Below are 22,092 nucleotides of genomic sequence, written 5' to 3' on the forward strand. Positions count from 1 at the left end.
CGAGAAACTGCTGGTGACCGGGCGGGTCGTCGCCTTCAGAACGGGGATCCCCCATGGACACACTCTCGAACTCGCTGGCTGCGGCCGACATGGCGCACACGCTGCATCCGAACACGAACCTTCGCGCGCACGAGGCGCAGGGGCCGATGGTGATCGCCCGCGGCGAGGGCATCCGCGTSTGGGACGACAAGGGCAAGGAGTACATCGAGGGGCTGGCCGGCCTCTGGTCGGTCGGCGCCGGCTTCTCGCAGAAGCGGCTGGCGGACGTCGCCTACCAGCAGATGCTGAAGCTGCCCTACTACCACACGTTCACCCACAAATCGAACGAGCCCTCGATCCGSCTSGCCGAAAAGCTCGCCGAGATCACCCCCGGACCGCTGACCCGCGCCYTCTTCACCTCGTCGGGCTCGGAGGCCAACGACACGATCGTCAAGATGGTCTGGTACCGCTCCAACGCGATGGGCCGGCCGGCGAAGAAGAAGTTCCTCGCCCGCACCAAGGCCTATCACGGCATCACGATCGCCTCSGGMTCSCTSACGGGCCTGCCCGTCAACCACCGCGACTTCGACCTGCCGGCGATCCCGGTGCGCCATCTCACCTGCCCGCACTACTGGCGCTTCGGCCAGGAGGGCGAAAGCGAGGCGGTGTTCACCGAGCGGCTGCTTGCCGAACTCGAAGCCGTGATCGCGGAAGAGGGCGCCGACACGATCGCCGCCTTCATCGGCGAGCCGCTGATGGCGGCCGGCGGCGTGATGCCGCCGCCGGCCGGCTACTGGGAGGGGGTCGAGCGCATCTGCCGGGCGAACGACATCCTGCTGGTGGCGGACGAGGTGATCTGCGGCTTCGGCCGGCTCGGCACGCCGTTCGGGTGCCAGAAGTACGGCTTCACGCCCGACATCATGACGCTGTCGAAGCAGATCACGTCCTCCTACATGCCGCTCGCGGCCGTGATGATCTCGGACCATGTCTATGCGCCGATCGCCGACAACTCGGCCAAGGTCGGCGTCTTCGGCCACGGCTTCACCGCGTCCGGCCATCCGGTCGCGACGGCGGTCGGGCTGGAGAACCTTGCCATCATGGAGGAGCAGGACTGGGCGGGGAACGCGGCGCGGCTGGAGGCGCAGTTCCAGGGCGGCCTTCGCGCGTTCGCCGATCATCCGCTGGTCGGCGAGGCGCGGGGCGACGGGTTGATCGGGGCGCTGGAGCTCGTCGCCGACAAGGCGACCAAGCGTCCGTTCGAGACGGTGGGTGCGGTCGGGCGCATGGCGGCGGCGATCGGCCACGACGAGGGCCTGATCTTCCGCGCGATCGGCGACCAGCTGGCGCTNCGTCCGTTCGAGACGGTGGGTGCGGTCGGGCGCATGGCGGCGGCGATCGGCCACGACGAGGGCCTGATCTTCCGCGCGATCGGCGACCAGCTGGCGCTGTGCCCGCCGATGATCGTCACCGCGGACGACATCGACGAGATCATGGCCCGCATGGGACGCACGCTCGCCCGGCTGACGGATGCGGCGCATGCCGAGGGGCTCCTGTGAGCCGGGCCAAGGCCGAGCCGGTAGTCCATATCGACGATGGGCGGTTCCGCGTCACGGAATGGCAGTTCCAGCCGGGCGCCGAGACCGGCTGGCACATCCACGGGCACGACTACGTCATCGTGCCCCTCACCGACGGGCGCCTCGATCTGGGCCTGCCCGACGGCCATGAGGCGAGCGCCGAGCTTCGGCAGGGCGTCCCCTACTCCCGGCGCACCGGGGTCGCCCACAACGTCGTCAACGGTGGCGACGGGCCTCTTTCCTTCCTGGAGGTCGAGGCGGTGGACAGCGACCTGTCGGCGCGCCGCCTCGCCGTGCTCGACCGGTTCATGGCCGCCTGGAACGCCCACGACGTCGAGGCGCTGATGGATTGCATGGCGGACGCCTGCGCCTTCCACGGGTCGGCGGGACCGGGACCGGAGGGCGCGCGGCACGAGGGTCGCGACGCGGTGCGCGCCGCCTATGCCGCCCTGTTCGCGTCCTTCCCCGATGCCGCCTGGACGAAGGGCGCGCACGCCGTCTCGGGCGAGACGGGCCTCTCGTCCTGGCGCTTCGTTGGAACGTCGTCGGCGGGCGCGCGCGTCGAGGTCGACGGCTGCGACATCTTCCACTTCGACGGCGAGCTGATCTCGCTGAAGGATTCCTATCGCAAGAACCGGACCTGACGGCCAGTCGGCATCGGGCAGACGAAAAAGGCCCCGGCCGCATCGCGCGGCCGGGGCCTTTTCGGTCGTCGGGACGCCGTCCAGGGACGGCGCCCTGCGCCTTACTTCATGATCGCGTCCATCGGCACGGGCTCGGACAGGGTCCACTTGCCGACGACGCCCGGCTTGCCCTTCTCGACGTCGACCACGAGATAGGTGGCGTTGTTCTGGTGGTGCAGTTCGGAGGTGAAGGTGCGCGGTCCGAAGAGGGTCGGCTCGTCCTTCATCTTCTCGAGCTCGGCCACCACGGCCTCGGCGTCGGTCGAGCCGGCGCGCTCGACGGCCTTCGCCCAGACGTCCACCATCACATAGCCGGGATAGGCGTACTGGCTGGACGGGTCGGCGCCCGTCTTCTCCTTGAAGGCGGCGTTGAACTTCTTGACGTCCGGGTTCGGGTCGTCGCCGTAGATCGAGCCCTGGACCGGAATGAAGAAGTTCGACAGGTCGGGTACCGCGGGCAGCCAGTAGCTGCCGTCCATGCCCGAGCCGGTCAGGATCATCGAGTTGATGCCGGCCGCCCGGATCTGCTTCACCGCCGAGACGCCGCCCGGCATCATGGTGCAGAGCATGATCGCGTCGGGCTCCTTGGGCAGCGACTTGATGCGCGTGATCTGCGCGGCGATCGAGGCGTCCTCGTTCTTGAACGTGTCCTCGCCGACGAGCTTGGCCCCTTGCGCTTCGAGCTTGGGCATCATCCAGTCGAAGCCGTCGCAGATGCCCTTGTTGTAGACGGTCCAGGTGTCGAGGAGCTTGTAGAAGTCCTTGGCGCCCTTCTCCTTGAAGGCCCATTCCGACATCGCCGCGCCCTGCACGGGGGCGAGCACCGAGGCCGAGAAGGAGAGCGGGCCGACGCCCTGGATGCCGGCCTTGACGGACTCGGCGCACAGGAAGAACGACACCTTGCCGGCGTCCTCGGCGGCGAGCGCGGCGGGCGAGCCGAAGTCGTAGTCGCACGACACGACCACGAGGTCGGCGCCCTCGTCGATGACGGTCAGGCCCGCCTTGGCGCCCTCGGCGCGGTCGGACTTGGTGTCGGCCTTGACCACCTCGATCTGCTTGCCGAGGAGACCGCCGGCCTTGTTGATCTCGTCGATGCGGATGAGCGCGGCGTCGGTCGCCGGCTTGTCGTAGGCCTCCATGAAGCCGGACTCGGCGGTGGCGAAGCCGATCTTGATCGTGTCGTCGGCCGCAAAGGCTGGCGCGGTGAGAGCCACCGAGGCCAGGGCGGCTGCGACAAGGTGCTGGGTCTTTGTCATGCACGTCTCCTTTGCTGGATCGTCCGGCGTCATGCCGGCGGGATCAGGTGTTGCGGGACTTTCGACGAAGCGTGATCTCGGCCCGGCCGAAGAGGCCGGCCGGCCGGAGCGCGAGGATCACGATCATGATGACGCCGAGGGCGATCTCCTGGAGGCCCTTCGGCAGGGCGATCTCGGTGCCGCCGACGGCCACGCCCGCCTCGAACCAGCGCAGGATCTGGATCAGGGCGGAAAGGATGACGGTGCCGAGAACGGCCCCGGTCAGGCTGTTCATGCCGCCGACGACGAGCATCGACAGCGTGATGAAGGTGAGGCCGAGATAGAAGGTGTCGGGCGTGACGACGCCGACGGAATGGGCCATCAGCGCGCCGCCCATGCCCATCACCGCGCCTGAGATGGTGAAGGCGACGAGGCGCTCGCGCGGGATGTCGACGCCGGACGCGCTGGCCGCCGTCGGCTCGTCGCGCGCGGCGCGGAGCGCCAGCCCCGAGCGCGAGATCGCATGCGCCCAGGCGACGAAGACCGCGACCACGGCGCCGATCAGGTAGGGCCAGAGGGTGCGCACGATCGGGATGCCGACCACCGACGAGGTGCCGCCCGTCACCGAATCCCAGTTGGCGTAGACCGTGTTGATCATGGCGAGCACCGCGAAGGTCGCGATGGAGGCGGCGATGCCCGACAGGCGCATCAGCACCCGGCCGAAGACGAGCGCGGCGACGCCTGCGAAGAGGGCTGCCAGCGCCGCCGACTGCCAGTAGGGCAGGCGCGCGGCGAGAATGAGGTCGGGCAGGCCCGGCAGCGCGCTCGCCTTCATCACCGGATTGATGGTGAGCCAGGCCGCCATGTAGCCGCCGAGGCACGCGAAGCCGACATGGCCGAAGGACAGGACGCCGGAATTGCCGATGAAAATGTAGAGGCCGACCACGAAGATGACGCGCACGAAGACGTCGATCACCGTCTGGTTGAAGGGCCGCGAGCCGGTCCAGACCGTGACGGCGGCGATCGCGATCAGGATCAGCGACAGGAGGACCGGCGTCAGGATCGTGCGGCCGGCGAGCGCGAAGCGCGCGGGCTTGCGCGCCTCGCCGATTGAGGCGGCCGTTAGGGGAAGCGATGCGGAGGGCGTGGTCATGGGATCAGACCCTTTCCTTGGTGCCGCGCGCGGCGATCAGCCCTTGCGGGCGGAACAGGAGCACGAGGATCACGGCGGCGTAGACGAAGGCGTCGCGGAAGGCGCGGGCGTCGAGCGGCAGGGCGACCTGCATGACGACCGAGGCGGCGCCGAGGAGGAAGCCCGCGAGCACGGCGCCGGCCAAACTCCCGAGCCCGCCGATGACGGTGGCGATGAAGGCCATCAGCATCAGCGAGGCGCCCATCTGGATGTCGACGGTGCCGGTCTGCGAGCCGAAGATCAGGCCGATCGCGGCGGCGAGCGCGCCCGACAGGGCGAAGGCCCCCATGATGACCCGGTTGGCCCTTACGCCCAGCATCCGGGCCATGGAGAAGTTCTCGGCCGCCGCGCGCATTTCCAGCCCGAAGCGCGTGCGCCGCAGGAACAGCGTCAGCGCGATCAGAATGACGACGGTGGCCACGATGGTGATGAGCTGGAGAAGCGGCAGGCGCGCGCCGAGGATCTCGACCGGCTGGGAGAGGCCCGGCAGGAGCGAGATCGACTTCGGCCGGCTCGTGAAGAGCATCAGGAGGAAGTAGCGGATCACGAAGCCGAGCGCGAAGGAGGCGATCATCATCGTGGCGGGGCTGGCGTGCCGGAAGCGCCGGAAGACGACGATCTCGCACAGGACCGAAAGCCCGGCGCCGACGAGAAGCACGAAGGGCACGAGGAGATACCAGGGCAGCTGGCCGGCGAAGACGATCGCCATCGCATCCGTCGAGGGCCAGAGCAGCGCGAAGATCGAGAAGGCGATGACGTCGCCATGGGCGAAGTTGACGAGGCGCATGACGCCGAAGATCAGCGCGATGCCGAGCGCGCCGAGGGCGTAGAGGGAGCCGAGCGAGAGCGCGTCGAAGACGACCTGCAGCATGATCAGTGCTCCTCGTAGCCGAAATAGGCGGCCTTGATGGCCTCGCTGTCGCCCAGCTCGCGCGCGTCGCCGTCGAGAAGGACCCGCCCGCCGCGCATCAGGATCATCCGCCCGCCGACCATCACCGCGCGGGTGGAGCTCTGCTCGACGACGAGAAGCGTCAGGGACCGCTCGCGCTGGAGCCCGATCAGCCGCTCGTAGACCTGGTCGGTGATGTTGGGCGCGAGCCCGAGCGAGGGCTCGTCGATCGCGATCAGCTTCGGCCCCGTCATCAGGGCGCGGCCGATGACCAGCATCTGCTGCTGGCCGCCGGACAGGAGGCCGGCCTGTTGGTGGCGGCGCTCCTTCAGGATCGGGAACGTCGCATAGACCGCCTCGAGCTCGGCCGCCGCCCGCGCCTTGGCGCCGGGGTCCTTGGCGCGCATGCCGGTGCCGACCATGAGGTTCTCCTCGATGGTGAGCGAGCCGAACACCTCGCGCCCTTCCGGCACCATGGAGACGCCGAGGCGCGCGATCGCTTCCGGCTTCTCGGCGGTGATGTCGGTGCCGGCGAGCCGGATCGTGCCCTCGGCGGGCCGGGTGACGCCGGCGATCGCCCGCATCAGCGAGGACTTGCCGGCGCCGTTCGGGCCGGTGACGAAGAGGATCTCGCCTTGGTTCAGCGAGAAGGACACCTCGCGCACGGCGGTGAGGCGGCCGTAGCGGATGGTGATGCCGGAGAGTTCGAGAAGGCTCACAGGGTCACCTCCAGCGCTTCGACGGGAACGGGGGCATCGGCTGCCGTGCCCATGTAGGCGTGGCGCACCTTCTCGCTCGCGCGGATGGCGGCAGGCGCCCCCTCCTCGATCACGGCGCCCGAATCCAGCACCACGATGTGCTCGCACAGGCCGAGAACCAGCCCGACATTGTGCTCGATGAGAAGGACGCCGCAGCCGAGATCGGCGGCGATGCGCCGGATCAGCGCCGAGAGATCGGCCGCCTCCGGCCCGCTCATGCCGGCCGCCGGCTCGTCGAGGAGAACGAAGGCCGGGCGGCCCATCAGCGCGCGCCCGATCGCCACCCGCCGCTCGTCGGTATAGGGCAGCGTGCCGGCGATGCGGGACCCGAGCGCCGCGATGCCCATCCACTCGAGCATCGCCTCGGCCTCGGCGACCGCCTGCCGACGCGACAGGCCGAGCCCGACGCCGGTCACCTCGAGATTGTCGATCACCGGAAGATCACGAAACAGGCGACCGCCCTGGAAGGTGCGTGCGATGCCGCGACGGCGGACCTGGAAGGGCTTGAGGCCGGACAGGCTCGCGCCGTCGAGCTGCACGGCGCCGCCCGTCGGTGCCTGGAAGCCGGTCAGGACGTTGACGAGCGTCGTCTTGCCGGCGCCGTTCGGCCCGATCAGGCCGGTGATTCGCCCCGGCACGATCTCGAGATCCACCGCCGACAGGGCCTTCAGCCCGGCAAAGGCGACGGAGACGGTTTGCGCCCTCAAGCTTTGCATGCGCCATTCCCTTTCTCTCGCGATGGAAGGGCGCGACGTCCGGCCGGATGGCCGGACCGTCGGCAATTCGCCAAGGCCCTCTTCGAACCGGCCGAGCAGACCGGTCACTGCGGACGCCCGGCCGCGGCCGGACATCCTTCGTGGAGCTCCCCGCGCCGGCCCCCACCGGCGCGCCTGGTCTGCCGGCCTTCAGCCGGCGACGTGATCCCGGGCGCGCTGGAGCGCCGTCCTGGCGTCGGCCCGCGCCGCCAGCGCCTCGTCCATCGTCACCGGCTGGAAGCGGGCGGGCGTGTGCGGCTGGAGCTGGGCGATCAGGTCCATGTCGGCCGAGATCACGACGCCGAGCATCATGTAGCCGCCGCCCGAGACCGCATCGCGGTGGAGCACGATCGGCTCGGTGCCGCTCGGCACCTGGACGGAGCCATAAGGGTAGCAGGCGTCAACGATGTTGGACGGATCGGAGCCGGCGCCGAACGGCTGCTCGCGCTCCACGAACTCCAGCGGCGCCCCGCCGCGGAAGCGGTAGCCGATGCGGTCGGCCTCTGGCGCGACCTTCCAGGTGTCCTCGAAAAAGCGCTGGCCGGCGGCTTCCGTGATGCGGTGCCAGTAGATGCCGGGCAGCATGCGAAGCTCCGCCGGGTTGGCGGGTGCGCGCCGAAGATGGGCCGGCAGGCTGCGTCCGGTGGTGTTCGCGCCCTGGCCAACCGGCAGGACGTCGCCGGCCTTGATCGCCCGGCCCTCGAATCCGCCGAGCGCGCCCAGCACGTAGGTCGTGCGCGAGCCGAGCACGACCGGCACGTCGATGCCGCCGGAAATCGCGATATAGGCGCGCGCGCCCCCTTTCAGGAACCCGAAGGAGAGGCGGTCGCCCGCCTTCACGGGGAAGCTTTCCCAGGTCGGGCGCTCCTCGCCGTTGACCTTGGGCGGCAGCTCGCCGCCGGTGACGGCCACCGAGGCGTCCTTCGTGAACTCGAGCTCTGGCCCCATGAAGGTGGCCTCGAGCAGCGCCGCGTTGGCGTCGTTGCCGACGAGAAGATTGGCGATCACCGTCGCGAAGCGATCCATGCCGCCGCCCTCGGGGATGCCGAGGTGGTAGTAGCCGGGGCGGCCGAGGTCCTGGACGGTGGTGGCGAGACCCGGCGCAATGACGTTAACGCCCATCGAGAAGCTCCATCAGCTTGGCGTTGGTGCCCGCGATGTCGCGGTTGAACTCGGCGAGGTTGAAGGTGCAGGGACGGATCGTCGGCGCGAAGGTGTTGGCCTCGATCGCCTCCAGCGTCGCGTCGTATTCGGCCCGGTCGATCGCCTTGAACTTCACGATGTCGCCCGGCTTGAAGAGGCACATCTCGTCGCGGAGGTAGTTCACCTGCCGCGTCGGATCGTAGATCGGCGCCGGCGTCACGCCGTACATCTGGTAGCCGCCCGCTCCGCGCACCGAATAGATCGCGGCAAAGCATCCGCCGTGGCCGATGGTGAGCTTGGGCGTATCGGTGCGGGGCCTGAGGTACTTCGGCGCCTCGATCTGTCGCTGGCGCTCCACCATCTGGTAGAGCCAGGGCAGGCCCGCGACGAACCCGACCATGGAGACGAACCAGGGCTGGCCGGAATAGGCCGCGATGAACTCCTCGACGGTGGCGTAGCCGTTGATGCGCGCGGAGTATTCGAGGTCGGTCGAGGACGGGTCCTGGTGCCGCTCGCGAAAGCGCTGGCCGGTCTCGTGCGTCCAGGGGTCCTGGAAATAGACCGGCAGCTCGATGATGCGCGTTTCCAGCGTCTCGTCGGATTGGGCTGCCGCCGCCTCGAAGGACTGGAGTTCCTTCAGGAGATCCTGCGGGCTGATCCTGTCGGGGTCGAAGCGGATCTGGAAGCTGGCATTGGCCGGGCAGATCTCGGTGACGCCGGGAATCCTGGCATCGCGCACGGCCTTGGTCATCGACAGGCCGGTGAAGAAGGAGGCGAGCGACATCTCCTCGGAGACTTCTCCGAAGATGTGTTCGTCGCCGCCGAAGCTGAAGCGTATCGACATCGATCCTCCCGTCAGTGGCTCAGCGCCGCCGCGTTGTCGGTGAGCCAGCCTTCCAGCCAGCGGGTGTGCACGTCTCCCGCGCGCACGGCCGGGTCGGCCGCGAGCGCCAGGAAGAGCGGCTTGGTGGTCTTCAGGCCGCCGATCTCTGTTTCGCGAAGCGCCCGGACCAGCCGGTCGATCGCCGCCTCGCGCGTTTCGCCGTGGACGATGAGCTTGGCGAGTAGCGAGTCGTAGAAGGGCGGCACCTGATAGCCGGGGTAGAGCATCGAATCGAACCGCACGCCGGGTCCGCCGGGAATGCGAAGGGTCTCGACGGTGCCGGGGAACGGCGCGAAGTCGCGCGCCGGATCCTCGGCGTTGAGGCGCACCTCGATCGCGTGGCCCTTCACCGCGACGTCCGCCTGCTTGAGCCGCAGCGGCTCGCCGCCCGCGATCCGCAGCATCTCGGCCACGAGGTCGATGCCGGTGATCGCCTCCGTCACCGGATGTTCCACCTGGATGCGGGTGTTCATCTCGATGAAGTAGAAGCGGTCGGCGGCGTCGTCGTAGAGATACTCGACCGTTCCGGCGCCGGAATAGTTGACGGCCTTCGCGAGCGCGACGGCCGAGGCGCAGAGCTCCTCGCGAAGCGCGGGCGACAGGGCGCGCGAGGGCGCCTCCTCCCAGACCTTCTGCCGGCGGCGCTGCAGCGAGCATTCGCGCTCGAAGCAGTGGATCGCGTCGCGGCCGTCGGCCAGCACCTGCACCTCGATATGCCGGGCACGGCCGATCACCTTCTCCATGTAGAGGCCGCCGTCGCCGAAGGCGGCGAGCGCCTCGGCCTCGGCCTGCGGAAAGGCATGGTCGAACTCGGCTTGCGAATGGGCGATGCGGATGCCGCGCCCGCCACCGCCCGCCGCCGCCTTGATCATCACCGGGAAGCCGGTCTCGGCGAGAACGGCGCGCGCCGCCTCGATGCCATCGACCCGGCCCTTCGAGCCCGGCACCACGGGAACGCCGGCTTTCGCGGCGGCTTCGCGCGCGGACACCTTGTCGCCCATCAGGCGGATCGCATCCCCGGACGGCCCGACGAAGACGAGGCCGGCGGCCGTCACCGCGTCGGAGAACTCGGCGTTCTCGGCGAGGAAGCCGTAGCCCGGATGGACGCTGTCGCAGCCGGTGTCTGCCGCCGCCTTCAGGAGCGCCGGGATGCTGAGATAGGACTTCTTGGGCGCCGGCGGCCCGATCGCGACGGCCTCGTCGGCGAGCTGGACGTGGAGGGCTTGCGTGTCGGCCGCCGAATGGACGGCGACCGTCGCGATGCCGAGATCCTTCGCGGCCCGGATGATGCGCACCGCGATCTCCCCGCGGTTGGCGACGAGGAGCTTCTTGATCATCAGTCGAGGTCCGCGAGTGGCGCGCCGGCCATCACCGGCTCCTCGTTGTCGGCGACGAAGCGCACGTTCGCGCCGGCGACCTCCGAGCGCACCTCGTGGAACGACTTCATCACCTCGACGAGGCCGATGACGTCGCCGACCGCCACCGCATCGCCGTCGGCCTTGTAGGGCGGCTTGTCGGGCGAGGCGCTGCGATAGAACGTGCCGGGAAGCGGCGAGAGGATCTGCGGCATGTCAGGAACTCCGAGGAACGGGGCTTCGGGCGAAGGCTTGCAAGTTCAGTGCCAGGGCGCGATCGCGGCGCGGACGGCGCGCGCGATATCGACGGCGTTGGGTGTGTCGGAATGGACGCAGATCGTCTCGGCCTTAGCCGGGAAGCGGCTGCCGTCGCTGGCGGTGCCTTCCTCGTCGCGCAGCGCGCGCAGGCAGTACTCGGCCATCAGCGCGGGGTCCTTGGCGTCGTGCTCGCGCGTCACGATCAGCTTGCCGCCGGGCGCATAGTCGAGGTCGGCGTAGAACTCGTGCACGAAGGGAATGCCGCGCGCCTGATAGACGGTCTCGTGCAGGGTGCCGGTCATGCCGAAAAGCGGCACCCCGAACACGGCCGCCGCGTCGCAGATGCCGTGCGCGACCTCCTCCTGCCGGGCGGCCATCCCGTACAGGCTGCCGTGCGGCTTGATGTGGTTGAGCACCATGCCCTCGGCGTCGAGAAAGCCCTTCAGCGCGCCGGTCTGGTAGATCACGAGATTGGCGACCTCTTCCCGCGAGAGCTTCATCTCCCGGCGGCCGAAGCCCGCGAGATCGGGCAGCGAGGGATGGGCGCCGACCTTCACGCCGTTTTCCTTGGCGCGGCGTACGGTCTTGCGCATATGGTCGGGGTCGGAGGCATGGAAGCCGCAGGCGACGTTGGCGACGTCGATCAGCGGCATCAGCCCGGCGTCGTCGCCGAGGACGTAGAGGCCGAAGCCCTCGCCCATGTCGCAGTTGAGTGTGACCCCCATCGTCTCCCCCGCCGTCGAAACTGCCAAAATTTTGGCGTTGCAATTTTTTTGCGCAACTTCGACACGTTGTGAAATAGTCATTTTTTGAAAATGATATCGAAAAAACCGATACGCTCGCCGGGTAAGGGTTTCGATGACCATCACGCTGCGACAGCTCGACTATTTCATCGCCACCGCCGACAGCGGGCAGGTCAGCCATGCGGCGGTGGAGCTCAACATCTCGCAGTCGGCTGTCACCGCGGCGGTGAAGTCGCTCGAGATCGAGCTCGGCGTGAAGCTCTTCGAGCGCACCCATTCCGGCGTGCGGCTGACGATGGAGGGCACGCGCTTCCTGGAGCGGGCCCGCGCCATTACCGGCGCCGTCGCCGCCGCGCTGCAGAGCCCGCTCCGCGACCGCGAGGGCCAGGCCGGCACGCTGCGCCTCGGCATGACCTACACGGTGGTGGGGTACTTCATGTCCCGCTACTACGCGCGCTTCCGCAAGCTCTATCCGCAGATCGAGGTGGAGGTGGCCGAACTGCCGCGCGATGCACTGGAGGCGGGGGTCGTCGACGGCGATGTCGACATGGCGGTGATGCTGGTCTCGAACCTTGCGCGCACCGGCGAGATCGAATGCGAGACGCTGGTGCGCTCGCGCCGCCGCCTGTGGCTGCCGGCCGATCACCATCTCCTCTCACGGGCCGCGATCACCCTCTGCGACGTCGCCGCCGAGGACTACGTGATGCTGACCGTGGACGAGGCGAAGACCACCGCGGTCCGCTACTGGGACGCCGCCGGCCTCCGGCCGCGACCCGTCCTCACCACGGCCTCGGTCGAGGCGGTGCGCTCGCTGGTGGCGTCGGGCATGGGCGTCACCATCCTGTCCGACATGGTCTACCGGCCGTGGTCGCTCGAAGGCCAGCGCATCGAGGTGCGCTCGCTGGTGGAGCCGATCCCCAGCATGGACGTCGGCCTCGCCTGGGCCCGTGCGCGCGACATCCCGCCCCAGGCCGCCGTGTTCCGCGCCTTCATGTCGGTGACGATGGGTGGCGGCGGATGACGGCGCCGATCCCGGAAGATCAGCCCGCCGCCGCCAGCGAGGCGTCCTTCTCCTCGAGGTGAAGGAACGCCCCGTCGAACTGGCCGAGACGCGACAGCGAATTCCAGTTCAGAACGTCGACATGACCCTTCTCCATGCGGATCAGCTCGCGCGCGCGCAGCGCCTGGACCGCCTTGTTGATGCTGACGAGCGTAAGCCCGAGCACGTCGCCGATGAGCTGCTGCGACAGGGCGAGATCGAAGCGGTCGTCGTCGACGAGGCCGACCACCTTCAGCCGCAGATACATCTCGCACAGGAAATGGCCGAGGCGCGCCTCGGCCTCCAGCTGCCCGTTGCGGAAGATTGCGGCCCGGTGGAGCGCCGCGTCGATCAGGCTCTCGCGCCAGAGCGAGGAGGCGAGCAGCGGCGAGGCATCGCAGACGCGGCGTAGCTCGGCATGCGGCACGAAGGCGATGCGCGAGGGCACCACCGTTTCGAGGTCGTGGTCCATGTGCGGCACCTGCAGGCTCTGCAGGTCGGGCATGTCGCCGGGCACGTGGATCGACAGGATCTGCCGCTGGCCGTCCACCGTGTAGCGGGAACGCGCGAGAAGCCCCTGCAGGATCAGGCACGAGTGCTTGGGCTTATCACCCTCGCGCACGAAGCTGCGGCGCGCCGGGACGTCCTCAACGCGCCAGGGAAGGCTCGCCAAAAGGTCGCGCTCCGCCGCACCGAACGGCTTGTGCGCCGCGAGGCGCAATTGCAGGAGGCGCAGGGCATCGTCGTTTGCTGGGATCATCTCCGGCTCCTCACGAAATGATCGGGCTTGCCCGTGTATGTAGCCGACTGCGGAGACTTGCGACAGCGCTGTTCCGGATCCTCGGCCCGGCGTCGTCGTCGGCGCGACCGCACGCGGCTCTCCGCTCAGGCTCGCCTCGTGGCCCCGCCGGGCCGGATCGGGACCGTCGATCCTTAGCCGCGCAGATCTTAGCAGCGACAGGAAACATTGGCACGCCTCGGCAACCGGGCCCACTGTCGGAGCGGGTCGCCAACGCCACCTGCGAGGGACGGGATCCGCGCCCCGCATCGCGGCCAACGGAAGGAGCGTTGCCGGATGACGGGTTCCCTCACAGCTCTTTCCTGGCAACCGGTGGTCGCGGTTCCCGTCCGCAACGAGGCGCGGCGCATCGCGGCGCTGCTGCGCGCCCTGAACGGCCAGTCGTGGGGCCAGGGCGCCGAACAGGTGCCGGTGGTGCTCGTCCTCAACAACTGCACCGACGGGACCCGGACGATCTGCGAGGCGGCCCTGCGCGACCTTCCCCGCCTGCGAGCCGAGGTGATCGACGTCGATCTGCCGGCCGCGAGCGCCCATGTCGGCACGGCACGGCGCATGGCGATGGACCGCGCGGCAGCGCTCTGCACGCGCGGCCCTGGCGCGGTCCTGACCACGGATGCAGACGCCGTGCCCGACCGCGACTGGATCGCGGCGACCGTCCGGGCGCTCGATCGCGGCGCGGACCTCGTCGGCGGCAAGCTCACCGGCAACCGCGAGGAGGAGGAGCGCCTCGGCCCCGCCTTCAACGCCAGGGCGGGCGCGGCCGCCGCCTATGCCGCGCATTGCGACCGCCTCGCCGCCCTCATCGACCCGCTCGACCACGACCCTTGGCCCCGCCACGCCGACCATACGGGCGGGAGCCTCGCCATCCGCACCGATCTCTACCGCGCCCTCGGCGGCCTGCCGCCCCTGCCCCGGCGCGAGGACCTCGCCCTCGTCAGCCTCGCCCGCGCGGCGGGCGCAAGGCTCGTGCACCCGCTCGACGTGCGGGTCGAGGTGTCGGCGCGCCTCATCGGCCGGGCCGAAGGGGGCATGGCCGACTGCCTGAAGGCCTGGATGCGGGCCGAGAGCGAGGGGCGCCCCCATCTCGTGGAGGCGCCGGCCCGTGTCGAGGCGCGGCTGAAGCGGCGCCGGGCGGTGCGCGATCTTGTCCGCCTTGCGGCTCCCGCGCGCGAGCGGGCCGCGCGGTCGCTCGGGCTCGATCCGAGGACGCTTCGGGACGCACCGGAAGGGCATGCGGCAGGCTGGCTCGTGGAGCGCTTCGCACCGGACGAGCCGGACGCCGAGGCCACCGTCCCGATCGGCGAGGCGCTGGCGGCGATCGGCGGCATGATCGCAACCTACGAAGGGACCATGCGTGCGGCCTGATCGCTTCGAGGCCGGCGAGTCCGGCGACGACCTCCACCGCGCCATCGCGGCGGACGCGGCCCTGCGCGACCGCGACGGCGCCTTTCCCGAGCGGGCCTTCGAGGCCTTGCGGCGGGCCGGCCTCGTCGCCGACCCGCCGCTGCGCGACGCCGAGATCGGCACGCTCCTTCGACGCCTCGCCGCCGTCGGCCGCGCCGATCTGGCCGTCGGGCGGATCTTCGAGGGCCATGTCAACGCCCTCGCGCTGATGCGCCGGCACGGCACACCCGCCCAGCGCGCGCGCTTCGACGCGCTGGCGCGCGAAGGCGGCGTCTTCGGCGTCTGGAACACCGACAAGCCGGACGATCCGCTGCGGCTCGACGGCGGGCGTCTGCGGGGTGCCAAGACCTATGCCTCCGGCGTCGACGGCCTGTCGCACGCGATCGTCACGGTCAGCGAGCCGGCGGGACGGGTGATGATCGTCGTGCCGCTCGCCGGCCTTCCCGTCGACCGGTCCTGGTGGCAACCGATGGGCATGCGCGCGTCGGGAAGCCACGTGGTCGATTTCACCGGGCTCGAGGTCACGCCCGACAGGATCCTCGGGGCTCCCGACGCCTATCTCGAGGCGCCGTGGTTCTTCGCCGGCGCGATCCGCTTCGTCGCGGTGCAGGTCGGCGGCATGCACGCCGTCTTCGACGCCGCGGTCGCCCATCTCCGGGCAAGCGGCCGGATCGGCGACCCCTACCAGGCGCAACGCGTAGCCCGGATGGGCGCGGCGGTGGAAGGCGGCTACGGCTGGCTCGACCGGGCGGCTGCCGAATGGGCCGCGGTGGCCGCCCGCCGGGCCCCGCCCGAGCCCCTCGTCGCCACCGCGAATGCCGCGCGCGGCGCGGTCGAGGCGGCGGCGCTCGGCGTGCTCGAAGAGGCCGAGCGCGGGGTCGGCGCCGCCGGCCTCATCGCCCCGCATCCGCTGGAGCGTCTCATGCGCGACCTTCGCACGTATCTGCGCCAGCCCAATCCCGATGGCGCGCTGGCCGGTCTCGGCGCGGCGATCGCCGACGGCCGCTGGGAGCCCGGCCAGCGTTTCACTGACGGGCCATGCCGATGACCGAGGCCCTCGACCCCGCGACGCTCGACGCCCAGCGGGTCATCGTGGTGGCGCCCCATCCCGACGACGAAGCGCTCGGCTGCGGCGGCCTCCTCTGGCACCTCGCGCGCCGCGGGCGTCTCGTCCATGTCCTGTTCGTCACCGACGGCGGCGCCTCGCACCTCCATTCGCCGACCTGGCCGCGCGCGCGGCTGGCGGCGACGCGCGAGGCGGAAGCCGAACGCTCCCTGCACGAACTCGGCCTTGGAGCGGCGCCGCGCACGTTCCTGCGACTGCCCGACGCGGATCTGCCCCCGCACGGCTCGCCCGGCGACGCGGCGCCGCTTCAGACCGTCACCGCCCTCGTGCGGACGGTCGAGCCCGATCTCGTGCTTTTGCCGTGGCGGCGCGACCCGCACCGCGACCACCGCGACGCCTGGAGCCTCGTCACCCGCGCGCTGAGCGAGGCCGGGATGGCGCCCGCAACGCTGGAATACGCGATCTGGCTCGACGAGATCGGGGCCCCGGATGACCACCCCCGCCCCGGCGAGATGGAGCGGGTCGGCTATGCGATCGGGGATGCGCTGCCGGCCAAGCGACGGGCCGTGGCCGCGCACCAGAGCCAGTGCGGCGCGCTGATCCACGACGACCCAACCGCCTTCTGCCTGACGGAGGCGACGATCGAGCGCCTCACCGGTCCCGTGGAATTCTACTGGCGCCCGCTGTGACCAAGGCCATCGACCTCGACGGCTTCGAGGCGAAATTTCGAGCTTTGGGCGATCCGTGGGACTATCGGACCTCGCGCTTCGAGGCGGTCAAGCGCGCCGTGCTGATCCGCGCCTGCGGGGCGGCCAAGCTCGGGCGCGGCCTCGAAGTCGCCTGCGCGATCGGCGAGACCTCGCGGGCGCTCGCCACGCGCTGCCTGACCCTTGTGGCGACCGACGGCGCGCCGACGGCGCTCGCCACCGCGCGCGAGCTGACACCCGGACACGCGCGCATCGACTATCGCCACGCCGTCCTGCCGGCCGGGGTGCCGGCGGGGCCGTTCGACCTCGTCGTCGTCTCGGAGATCGCCTATTACCTCTCGCCCGGCGATCTCGACCGCCTGGCCGCGCGCCTCGCGGATGCGCTGGCGCCGGGCGGGCGGATCGTCGTCCTCCACCATGTCGTCGCCTTCGACGACACGGCGCAGCCGCCGGCGCTCGCGCAAGGGCGGCTGTGCCGCCGGCTGGCGGGGCGCCTCGCCAACGTCGGGGCGCGACGGCACGGGCGCTACGCGGTCGCCGTGTTCCGGCGGCCGGCGGGGCCTTCGAGGCGCAAGAGCTGACGACGCAAACCCGCCGCCGTCCCGTCCGGGACGGCAGCGGGCCGATCGCGTGACGATCGAGCCGTCGTCAGGCGCTGGCGCGCTTGCGGCCGAAGGCGACGGCGAGGACGATGAGGGCGCCCGCCACCATGTTCTGCTCGCTGACGTCAAGGCCCATGATGATGAGCCCGTTGTTGATCGTGCCGATGAGGAGGGCGCCGACGAAGGTGCCGATGATCGTCGCCTTGCCGCCGAAGAGCGAAGTGCCCCCGAGGATGACGGCCGCGATCGCCGCGAGCTCGGCGCCGGTGCCGAAGTTGTAGCGCGCCGTCTGCATCATGCCGGAATAGAGCATGCCGGCGACCGCACCCGCCGCGCCCGAGATCAGGAAGCAGTAGAGCTTGATGCGCTTGACCGGGACACCGGAATACTGCGCTGCCACCCGGTTGCCGCCGGTCGCCAGCACCTGCCGGCCGAAGGACGTGTAGCGCAGGACGACGTGGCCGACGGCGGCGATCACGAGCGACCAGAGAAACAGCGAGGGAATGCCCGCCACGTTGCCTGAGCCGAAGATGCCGGTGAAGGTGGTGTCGGAGATCGCCACGGGCTTGGTGTAGGTCAGGCGCATGTCGAGGCCGCGCACGAACTGCATCATGCCGAGCGTGACGAGGAACGAGGGAATGTTGACGACGGTGACGAAGAAGCCGTTGATCGCGCCGACCGCGAGCCCCGCGAGGATCGCCGCCGCGACGCCGCCGACGATGCCGAAGCCCGCCTGCATCACGAGCGCGGCGACGAGGGCCGAGAGCGCCGCCGTCGAGCCGATCGACAGGTCGAGCTCGCCTGCCGCGATGACGAAGGTCATCGCGATCGCCATGACCGCGATCATCGAGGTCGTGCGCGTGATGTTGAAGAGGTTGGCGGTGGTCAGGAAGCCCTTGTCGCCGATCGTGACGGCGAAGAAGAGCAGGACGGCCGCGAAGAAGAAGTAGACGACGAAGTCGCTCCACTGGATCGTCGAGCGCCGGACCGCCGGTTTGGTGGCGGCTGCGGCCGGGGCCGCCGATGCGTTAGCCTTGGACTGCATGGTGCAGCACCTCCTCCGATGCGATGTCGCGGCGTTCCATGGTTCGAACGACCGCGCCGTCGTGCAGCACGACGAGGCGGTCGCTGAGGGCGAGAAGCTCCTCGAATTCCGAGGAGATGACGACGACAGCCGTGCCCTTGTCGGCGATCGCGCGCACGATCGCGACGATGTCGGCCTTGGCGCCGATGTCGACGCCGACCGTCGGCTCGTCGAGGATCAAAAGGCGCGGGTTGCGGGCGAGCCATTTCGCCAGCACCACCTTCTGCTGGTTGCCGCCCGACAGGAGCCGCACGACCTTGCCGAGGCCGTCGGTGCGGATCTTGAGGTCGCGCACCGCCGCCTCGCCCTCGTTCGCCGCCTCGCGGTCGCGCACGAAGAGGCCGCGCCCGAAACGGCGAAGGCTCGGCAGCATGAAATTATCGTGGACCGTGTGCTCGAGGACGAGGCCCTGGCGGCGGCGGTCCTCCGGCACCAGCGCGACGCCGGCCGCCATCGCCTCGGCGGTCGAGGTCACGGGCTTGCCGTCGATCCTGACGCTTCCGGCGCCGATCGGGCGCACGCCGAAGATCGCTTCCGCGATCTCGGTGCGGCCCGAACCCATCAGGCCCGCGAGGCCGACGATCTCGCCGGCCGCCACCGAGAAGCTCGCGCCGCGCACCCGGTTGCCGACATCGAGGCCGTCCACCTCGAGGACGGGCGCCGCGTTCGGATCGCGCGCGCGCTCGCGATAGGTCAGCGAGGCGACCGAGCCGGAGCCCAGCATCGCCTCGATCAGCCCGTCCATGCCGACGTTGCGGCATTCGTCGGTCAGCACCGTCTGGCCGTCGCGCATCACGGTCACGCGGTCGCAGATCGTGAAGATCTCCGACATGCGATGCGAGATGTAGACGATCGAGATGCCGCTCTCCTTCAGGCGCCGGGCGATGCGGAAGAGCGACTGCGTCTCGGTCTCGGAGAGCGACGAGGTCGGCTCGTCCATGATGAGGACGCGCGCGTTCTTCGACAGGGCCTTGGCGATCTCGACCATCTGACGCGCGCCGGTCGACAGGAGCTCGACGGGCGTGCGCGGGTCGATGTCCTCGCCGAGGTCCTTCAGGATCTCGGCCGCGCGCCGGCGCGCCGCGCCGTCGTCGAGGAGGCCGCCCGCGCGGCGCGGCTCGCGGTGGAGGAAGATGTTCTGCGCGACGGTGAGCGTCGGCACGAGGCTCAGCTCCTGGAAGATCATCGCGACGCCCGCCGCTTCGGCTTCCAGCGGGGTCTGGAAGTCGAGCTCGCGGCCTTCGAGCGTCAGCGTCCCGGCGTCGCGCACGTAGACGCCGGTCAGGATCTTCATCAGCGTCGACTTGCCGGCGCCGTTGCCGCCCATCAGGGCGTGGATCTCGCCGCGGCGCAGTTCGAAATGCGCCTTCTTGAGGACCGGGATGCCGTTGAACGACTTCTCCATGTCCCGCATCTCAAGGATGGTCGCGTCCTGCATGCCCTCTGGCTCCTCGATGCGCAGCGAACGGCGGCTGGGGGCAAGTCGGCGGAAGCGGCAGAACGCCGCTTCCGCCAGCTCGTCAGTTCGACAGGGCGGCCGACATCTCGGCCGGCAGGTCGTGGCGGTAGATCGTCTTGTAGGACGCCGGCAGGTTCTCGCGGTTGACGGCGAGCGGCGGCACGACGACGTAGGGCGGGGTCGTCTCGCCGATCAGCGCGAGGGCGCCGACCTTGGCCTCCGCCGCGCCCTGGTCATAGGGGCGCTGCGAGGAGATGCCGGCGATGAAGCCCTTGCCCGCCATGTTGGCGGCGACGATCTGGTCGAAGTTCTCGCAGACGATCTTGAAGTTCTCCGGCGACAGGCCGGCGATCTGGGCGGCGGTCGCCGCGCCCATCGCCGGGATGCTCCAGGAACCGTAGAGGCCGTTGAGGTTGGGGTAGCGGGCGAGCAGCGCCTGCGCCACCTCCTGGCCCTTGTTCGGGTCGTCGTGGCCGGCGGCGGCGACGAGCTTCACGTCGGGATACTTCGCCATCAGGCGGGCGACGAAGCCCTCGTAGCGCAGGTTCGTGACGTAGAAGTCGTTGGCGAAGTACATGGCTGCCACGTCGCCCTTGCCGCCGATGGCGCGGGCGAGTTCGTCGGCGATGTACATGCCGAGCGCGAGATTGTCGGACGAGACGATCGAGACGTAGTCCTTGCCCGGATCCATGCCGTCGACCGCCTGGTCGATGAAGACGACCTTGGTGCCGGCCTCGGCGATGCGCTTGTAGGCGGCGGCCGTGGTCTGGCCGTTCAGCGGGATCGAGACGAGGAGGTCGGGCTTCAGGACCGCGATGGAATCGAGGTCGGAGATCTGCTTGGCGTCGTCCCAGTTGGCGTTGGTCTCGGCCACGACCTCGATGCCGAGCGAGGCGAAGGTCTCCTTGAGGCCGTTCAGCTGCTCCGACGCCCAATCGTCGCCGAGCCAGCCGAGCGAGATCGCGACCTTGAACTTGCCGGCCTTCACCTTCTCGATCTGCTCGTGGGTCAGCTGGATCGAGGAGCCGAGAACGCCCTTCTCGCCGCGCTGGCCGTCGCTGACGACGGTCGAGGAGAGGTCGTCGATCTTGGCGAGCTCGAGCGTCTTCTCGCTCGGCGCCTGATACCAGAGCGGCTGGTCGAGATCGGCCGCGATGTTGTCGGCGGCGAAGGCGCCGGTGGCGAGTGCCGAGCCGGACAGGAGCATGACGGCGGCGCCAAAGGCCGCGCGCTGGAAAAGTCGCATGGATTTCCTCCCAGAAGATCAGTTTCGGTGTCGGGGGCGCGCCGGTTCCTCCCGGGCGCGCCGATCGCGTCAGGCGCGGTTCAGCATGAACTCGCGCAGCATGGTGGCGAGGCGCTCCTCGGCCTCCCAGGCGAGGCTGTGACCGCACTCCTCGAAGACCTCGGAGCGCTCGACGCCTTCCGCGACCTTCAGCATCTGGTCGCGCACCAGGGGCCCGAAGAACTCGGGCGCGCCGACCGTCATGATCGGGAGCGTCAGCTTCTTTTGCTTCAGCTCCTTGTTGATGCGCCCGTTCTTGAGGCCGGCGCGGTAGGTCTCGAGGCAGCCGCGCAGGCCGCCGGGCGCCGACAGGCGGGCGATCCATTCCGAGATCGCCTCGTCGGAGATCGCGGTCGGGTTCCAGGTCTCGGCCTTGATCCAGAACTCCCAGAACTCGCGCTCGCGGCCCTGGATCAGCATCTCGGGCAGGTGGGGGATCCAGAAGAAGGGGATGTGCCAGACCCAGACGCCCTGCTGGCGATACTGGGCGGAGATGTTGTCCGGCGTGAAGTTCGACCACTCCTCGAGCCCCTCGCCCGAGAGGAGCATCTCGCAGAAGGACAGCGTCTTCACCCGGTCGCGCTGCGTGGCGGCGAGCACATAGGCGAACTCGGCGCCGCGGTCCTCGCCGTGGAGGTGGAACTCGTGGTGGCCGAGCTGGGTCATCAGCTCCGCCATGTCGTTGGCGTTGGTGAGGCTGTCGTAGCCCTCCTCGACGGGCGGCTTGTCGGTGTAGCCGAAGCCGCGCAGGTCGGGCGCCACCACCGTGAAGTGCTCCGTCAGGAGCGGCATGAGCTTCGCCCAGTAATAGTGGGTCTTCGGCGTGCCGTGCATCAGAAGCAGCGCGGGACCGCTGCCCGCCGTCACGTAGTGCATGCGGATCCCGTTCACCCGCGCGCGGCCGTGTTTCACCGGCCGGCCAGCGTGGTCGACGATCTCAACCATCCATCCTCCCATCCGCCCGATCCGTCCGGCGGATCCGTCCTCCGCCGCGCCGTCGTGCGCCATCTCCATCGGCGCACGATCTCAATCCGTGAACATTTTGTCAATATGAAAAACATGTGTTCAGCCATCGTGGGACGATATGGGCTGGGAACGAGGGCGGAAACACAAACGGCAACGCGACGCGCCGAGGCCCGACGCGTCGCGGTTCCGGACCCTCGCCCTCATCGATCGCGCCGCACCGGAAGGCGTGAGCGC

The 22,092-nt window shown here is 69.8% G+C and carries 22 protein-coding genes and 1 pseudogene; 8 read left to right on the forward strand and 15 right to left on the reverse strand.

The genetic code is table 11. The annotated features are described in order from the left end of the window. Positions 1-53: 53 nt before the first annotated feature. From ASF65_RS14065 to ASF65_RS22340, 3 genes and pseudogenes are all read left to right on the forward strand, one after another. Positions 54-1,327 (forward strand): aminotransferase (locus tag ASF65_RS14065; RefSeq protein WP_244486709.1); only part of this gene is annotated, 1,274 nt, incomplete at its 3' end. A 1-nt stretch (position 1,328) separates the two neighbouring features. Continuing rightward, positions 1,329-1,535, forward strand: a pseudogene (locus ASF65_RS22120) (aspartate aminotransferase family protein); the annotation flags it as partial. Continuing rightward, complete coding sequence (locus ASF65_RS22340; RefSeq protein WP_055890347.1) at positions 1,532-2,197, forward strand: nuclear transport factor 2 family protein; 666 nt, start codon at positions 1,532-1,534, stop codon at positions 2,195-2,197. The pseudogene ASF65_RS22120 and the gene ASF65_RS22340, both read left to right, overlap by 4 nt. Before the next feature lie 101 nt (positions 2,198-2,298). On the opposite strand, the gene ASF65_RS14075 is transcribed toward ASF65_RS22340, so the two are convergent. The 10 genes from ASF65_RS14075 to ASF65_RS14120 form a co-directional block, all read right to left on the reverse strand. Beyond that, complete coding sequence (locus tag ASF65_RS14075; RefSeq protein ID WP_055890349.1) at positions 2,299-3,492, reverse strand: ABC transporter substrate-binding protein; 1,194 nt, start codon at positions 3,490-3,492, stop codon at positions 2,299-2,301. A gap of 43 nt (positions 3,493-3,535) precedes the next feature. After that, positions 3,536-4,624, reverse strand: a complete 1,089-nt coding sequence (locus tag ASF65_RS14080) for a branched-chain amino acid ABC transporter permease (protein WP_055890351.1) — start codon at positions 4,622-4,624, stop codon at positions 3,536-3,538. 4 nt (positions 4,625-4,628) lie between these two features. Continuing rightward, positions 4,629-5,534, reverse strand: coding sequence for a branched-chain amino acid ABC transporter permease (locus ASF65_RS14085; protein ID WP_055890352.1), 906 nt, complete (start codon positions 5,532-5,534; stop codon positions 4,629-4,631). Positions 5,535-5,536: 2 nt separating this feature from the next. Then, on the reverse strand, positions 5,537-6,271 hold the full coding sequence (locus ASF65_RS14090) for an ABC transporter ATP-binding protein (protein WP_055890355.1): 735 nt from the start codon (positions 6,269-6,271) through the stop codon (positions 5,537-5,539). Further along, positions 6,268-7,026, reverse strand: a complete 759-nt coding sequence (locus ASF65_RS14095) for an ABC transporter ATP-binding protein (RefSeq protein WP_055890357.1) — start codon at positions 7,024-7,026, stop codon at positions 6,268-6,270. The genes ASF65_RS14090 and ASF65_RS14095 overlap by 4 nt, the downstream gene beginning before the upstream one ends. A gap of 189 nt (positions 7,027-7,215) precedes the next feature. After that, a complete protein-coding gene (locus ASF65_RS14100; protein WP_055890359.1) occupies positions 7,216-8,187 on the reverse strand; it encodes a biotin-dependent carboxyltransferase family protein in 972 nt (323 codons plus the stop codon). Beyond that, positions 8,177-9,052, reverse strand: coding sequence for a carboxyltransferase domain-containing protein (locus ASF65_RS14105; RefSeq protein WP_055890361.1), 876 nt, complete (start codon positions 9,050-9,052; stop codon positions 8,177-8,179). The genes ASF65_RS14100 and ASF65_RS14105 overlap by 11 nt, the downstream gene beginning before the upstream one ends. A gap of 11 nt (positions 9,053-9,063) precedes the next feature. Next, positions 9,064-10,428: an acetyl-CoA carboxylase biotin carboxylase subunit gene (locus tag ASF65_RS14110; RefSeq protein ID WP_055890362.1), complete on the reverse strand. Its 1,365-nt coding sequence runs from the start codon at positions 10,426-10,428 to the stop codon at positions 9,064-9,066. Then, on the reverse strand, positions 10,428-10,661 hold the full coding sequence (locus ASF65_RS14115) for an acetyl-CoA carboxylase (RefSeq protein WP_055890364.1): 234 nt from the start codon (positions 10,659-10,661) through the stop codon (positions 10,428-10,430). The genes ASF65_RS14110 and ASF65_RS14115 overlap by 1 nt, the downstream gene beginning before the upstream one ends. A gap of 45 nt (positions 10,662-10,706) precedes the next feature. After that, positions 10,707-11,429 (reverse strand): LamB/YcsF family protein, encoded by a 723-nt coding sequence (locus ASF65_RS14120; RefSeq protein WP_055890366.1) that lies wholly within the window; start codon positions 11,427-11,429, stop codon positions 10,707-10,709. A gap of 133 nt (positions 11,430-11,562) precedes the next feature. Between ASF65_RS14120 and ASF65_RS14125 the strand changes: the two genes are divergently transcribed. Further along, on the forward strand, positions 11,563-12,468 hold the full coding sequence (locus ASF65_RS14125; protein ID WP_055890368.1) for a LysR family transcriptional regulator: 906 nt from the start codon (positions 11,563-11,565) through the stop codon (positions 12,466-12,468). Between the two features lie 19 nt (positions 12,469-12,487). Here ASF65_RS14125 and ASF65_RS14130 read toward each other — a convergent pair whose 3' ends face one another. After that, positions 12,488-13,246 carry a Crp/Fnr family transcriptional regulator gene (locus ASF65_RS14130; RefSeq protein ID WP_055890370.1) on the reverse strand — a complete coding sequence of 253 codons (759 nt, stop codon included), beginning with the start codon at positions 13,244-13,246 and terminating at the stop codon, positions 12,488-12,490. A 315-nt stretch (positions 13,247-13,561) separates the two neighbouring features. Between ASF65_RS14130 and ASF65_RS14135 the strand changes: the two genes are divergently transcribed. Genes ASF65_RS14135 through ASF65_RS14150 form a run of 4 tightly spaced genes read left to right on the forward strand, consistent with a single transcriptional unit; the run spans position 13,562 to position 17,043 of the window. Then, on the forward strand, positions 13,562-14,650 hold the full coding sequence (locus ASF65_RS14135; RefSeq protein ID WP_082505614.1) for a glycosyltransferase: 1,089 nt from the start codon (positions 13,562-13,564) through the stop codon (positions 14,648-14,650). Beyond that, on the forward strand, positions 14,640-15,737 hold the full coding sequence (locus ASF65_RS14140; RefSeq protein ID WP_055890374.1) for an acyl-CoA dehydrogenase family protein: 1,098 nt from the start codon (positions 14,640-14,642) through the stop codon (positions 15,735-15,737). The genes ASF65_RS14135 and ASF65_RS14140 overlap by 11 nt, the downstream gene beginning before the upstream one ends. Then, the gene (locus tag ASF65_RS14145) at positions 15,734-16,444 is read left to right on the forward strand and encodes a PIG-L deacetylase family protein (protein WP_082505651.1); all 711 of its coding nucleotides are present in this window, start codon (positions 15,734-15,736) and stop codon (positions 16,442-16,444) included. The genes ASF65_RS14140 and ASF65_RS14145 overlap by 4 nt, the downstream gene beginning before the upstream one ends. After that, a complete protein-coding gene (locus ASF65_RS14150) occupies positions 16,441-17,043 on the forward strand; it encodes a methyltransferase domain-containing protein (protein ID WP_055890379.1) in 603 nt (200 codons plus the stop codon). Before ASF65_RS14145 ends, ASF65_RS14150 begins: the two co-directional genes overlap by 4 nt. A gap of 67 nt (positions 17,044-17,110) precedes the next feature. Here ASF65_RS14150 and ASF65_RS14155 read toward each other — a convergent pair whose 3' ends face one another. From ASF65_RS14155 to ASF65_RS14170, 4 genes are all read right to left on the reverse strand, one after another. Further along, positions 17,111-18,109 (reverse strand): ABC transporter permease, encoded by a 999-nt coding sequence (locus ASF65_RS14155; RefSeq protein WP_082505616.1) that lies wholly within the window; start codon positions 18,107-18,109, stop codon positions 17,111-17,113. Next, the gene (locus ASF65_RS14160; protein ID WP_055890380.1) at positions 18,093-19,586 is read right to left on the reverse strand and encodes a sugar ABC transporter ATP-binding protein; all 1,494 of its coding nucleotides are present in this window, start codon (positions 19,584-19,586) and stop codon (positions 18,093-18,095) included. Before ASF65_RS14160 ends, ASF65_RS14155 begins: the two co-directional genes overlap by 17 nt. An 82-nt stretch (positions 19,587-19,668) precedes the next feature. After that, on the reverse strand, positions 19,669-20,853 hold the full coding sequence (locus ASF65_RS14165) for a substrate-binding domain-containing protein (RefSeq protein WP_055890382.1): 1,185 nt from the start codon (positions 20,851-20,853) through the stop codon (positions 19,669-19,671). A gap of 69 nt (positions 20,854-20,922) precedes the next feature. Beyond that, the gene (locus ASF65_RS14170; protein ID WP_055890751.1) at positions 20,923-21,837 is read right to left on the reverse strand and encodes an alpha/beta hydrolase; all 915 of its coding nucleotides are present in this window, start codon (positions 21,835-21,837) and stop codon (positions 20,923-20,925) included. Positions 21,838-22,092 lie beyond the last annotated feature (255 nt).

It is taken from the genome of Aureimonas sp. Leaf324, assembly GCF_001423245.1.
Classification (GTDB): Bacteria; Pseudomonadota; Alphaproteobacteria; order Rhizobiales; family Rhizobiaceae; genus Aureimonas.

Bases quoted from the DNA above. Each gene is read 5' to 3' on its own strand.
- ASF65_RS14075 (WP_055890349.1), bottom strand. From the start codon at position 3,492: ATGACAAAGACCCAGCACCTTGTCGCAGCCGCCCTGGCCTCGGTGGCT.
- ASF65_RS14080 (WP_055890351.1), bottom strand. From the start codon at position 4,624: ATGACCACGCCCTCCGCATCGCTTCCCCTAACGGCCGCCTCAATCGGC.
- ASF65_RS14085 (WP_055890352.1), bottom strand. From the start codon at position 5,534: ATGCTGCAGGTCGTCTTCGACGCGCTCTCGCTCGGCTCCCTCTACGCC.
- ASF65_RS14095 (WP_055890357.1), bottom strand. From the start codon at position 7,026: ATGCAAAGCTTGAGGGCGCAAACCGTCTCCGTCGCCTTTGCCGGGCTG.
- ASF65_RS14100 (WP_055890359.1), bottom strand. From the start codon at position 8,187: ATGGGCGTTAACGTCATTGCGCCGGGTCTCGCCACCACCGTCCAGGAC.
- ASF65_RS14105 (WP_055890361.1), bottom strand. From the start codon at position 9,052: ATGTCGATACGCTTCAGCTTCGGCGGCGACGAACACATCTTCGGAGAA.
- ASF65_RS14110 (WP_055890362.1), bottom strand. From the start codon at position 10,428: ATGATCAAGAAGCTCCTCGTCGCCAACCGCGGGGAGATCGCGGTGCGC.
- ASF65_RS14115 (WP_055890364.1), bottom strand. From the start codon at position 10,661: ATGCCGCAGATCCTCTCGCCGCTTCCCGGCACGTTCTATCGCAGCGCC.
- ASF65_RS14120 (WP_055890366.1), bottom strand. From the start codon at position 11,429: ATGGGGGTCACACTCAACTGCGACATGGGCGAGGGCTTCGGCCTCTAC.
- ASF65_RS14125 (WP_055890368.1), top strand. From the start codon at position 11,563: ATGACCATCACGCTGCGACAGCTCGACTATTTCATCGCCACCGCCGAC.
- ASF65_RS14130 (WP_055890370.1), bottom strand. From the start codon at position 13,246: ATGATCCCAGCAAACGACGATGCCCTGCGCCTCCTGCAATTGCGCCTC.
- ASF65_RS14135 (WP_082505614.1), top strand. From the start codon at position 13,562: ATGACGGGTTCCCTCACAGCTCTTTCCTGGCAACCGGTGGTCGCGGTT.
- ASF65_RS14145 (WP_082505651.1), top strand. From the start codon at position 15,734: ATGACCGAGGCCCTCGACCCCGCGACGCTCGACGCCCAGCGGGTCATC.
- ASF65_RS14155 (WP_082505616.1), bottom strand. From the start codon at position 18,109: ATGCAGTCCAAGGCTAACGCATCGGCGGCCCCGGCCGCAGCCGCCACC.
- ASF65_RS14160 (WP_055890380.1), bottom strand. From the start codon at position 19,586: ATGCAGGACGCGACCATCCTTGAGATGCGGGACATGGAGAAGTCGTTC.
- ASF65_RS14165 (WP_055890382.1), bottom strand. From the start codon at position 20,853: ATGCGACTTTTCCAGCGCGCGGCCTTTGGCGCCGCCGTCATGCTCCTG.
- ASF65_RS14170 (WP_055890751.1), bottom strand. From the start codon at position 21,837: ATGGTTGAGATCGTCGACCACGCTGGCCGGCCGGTGAAACACGGCCGC.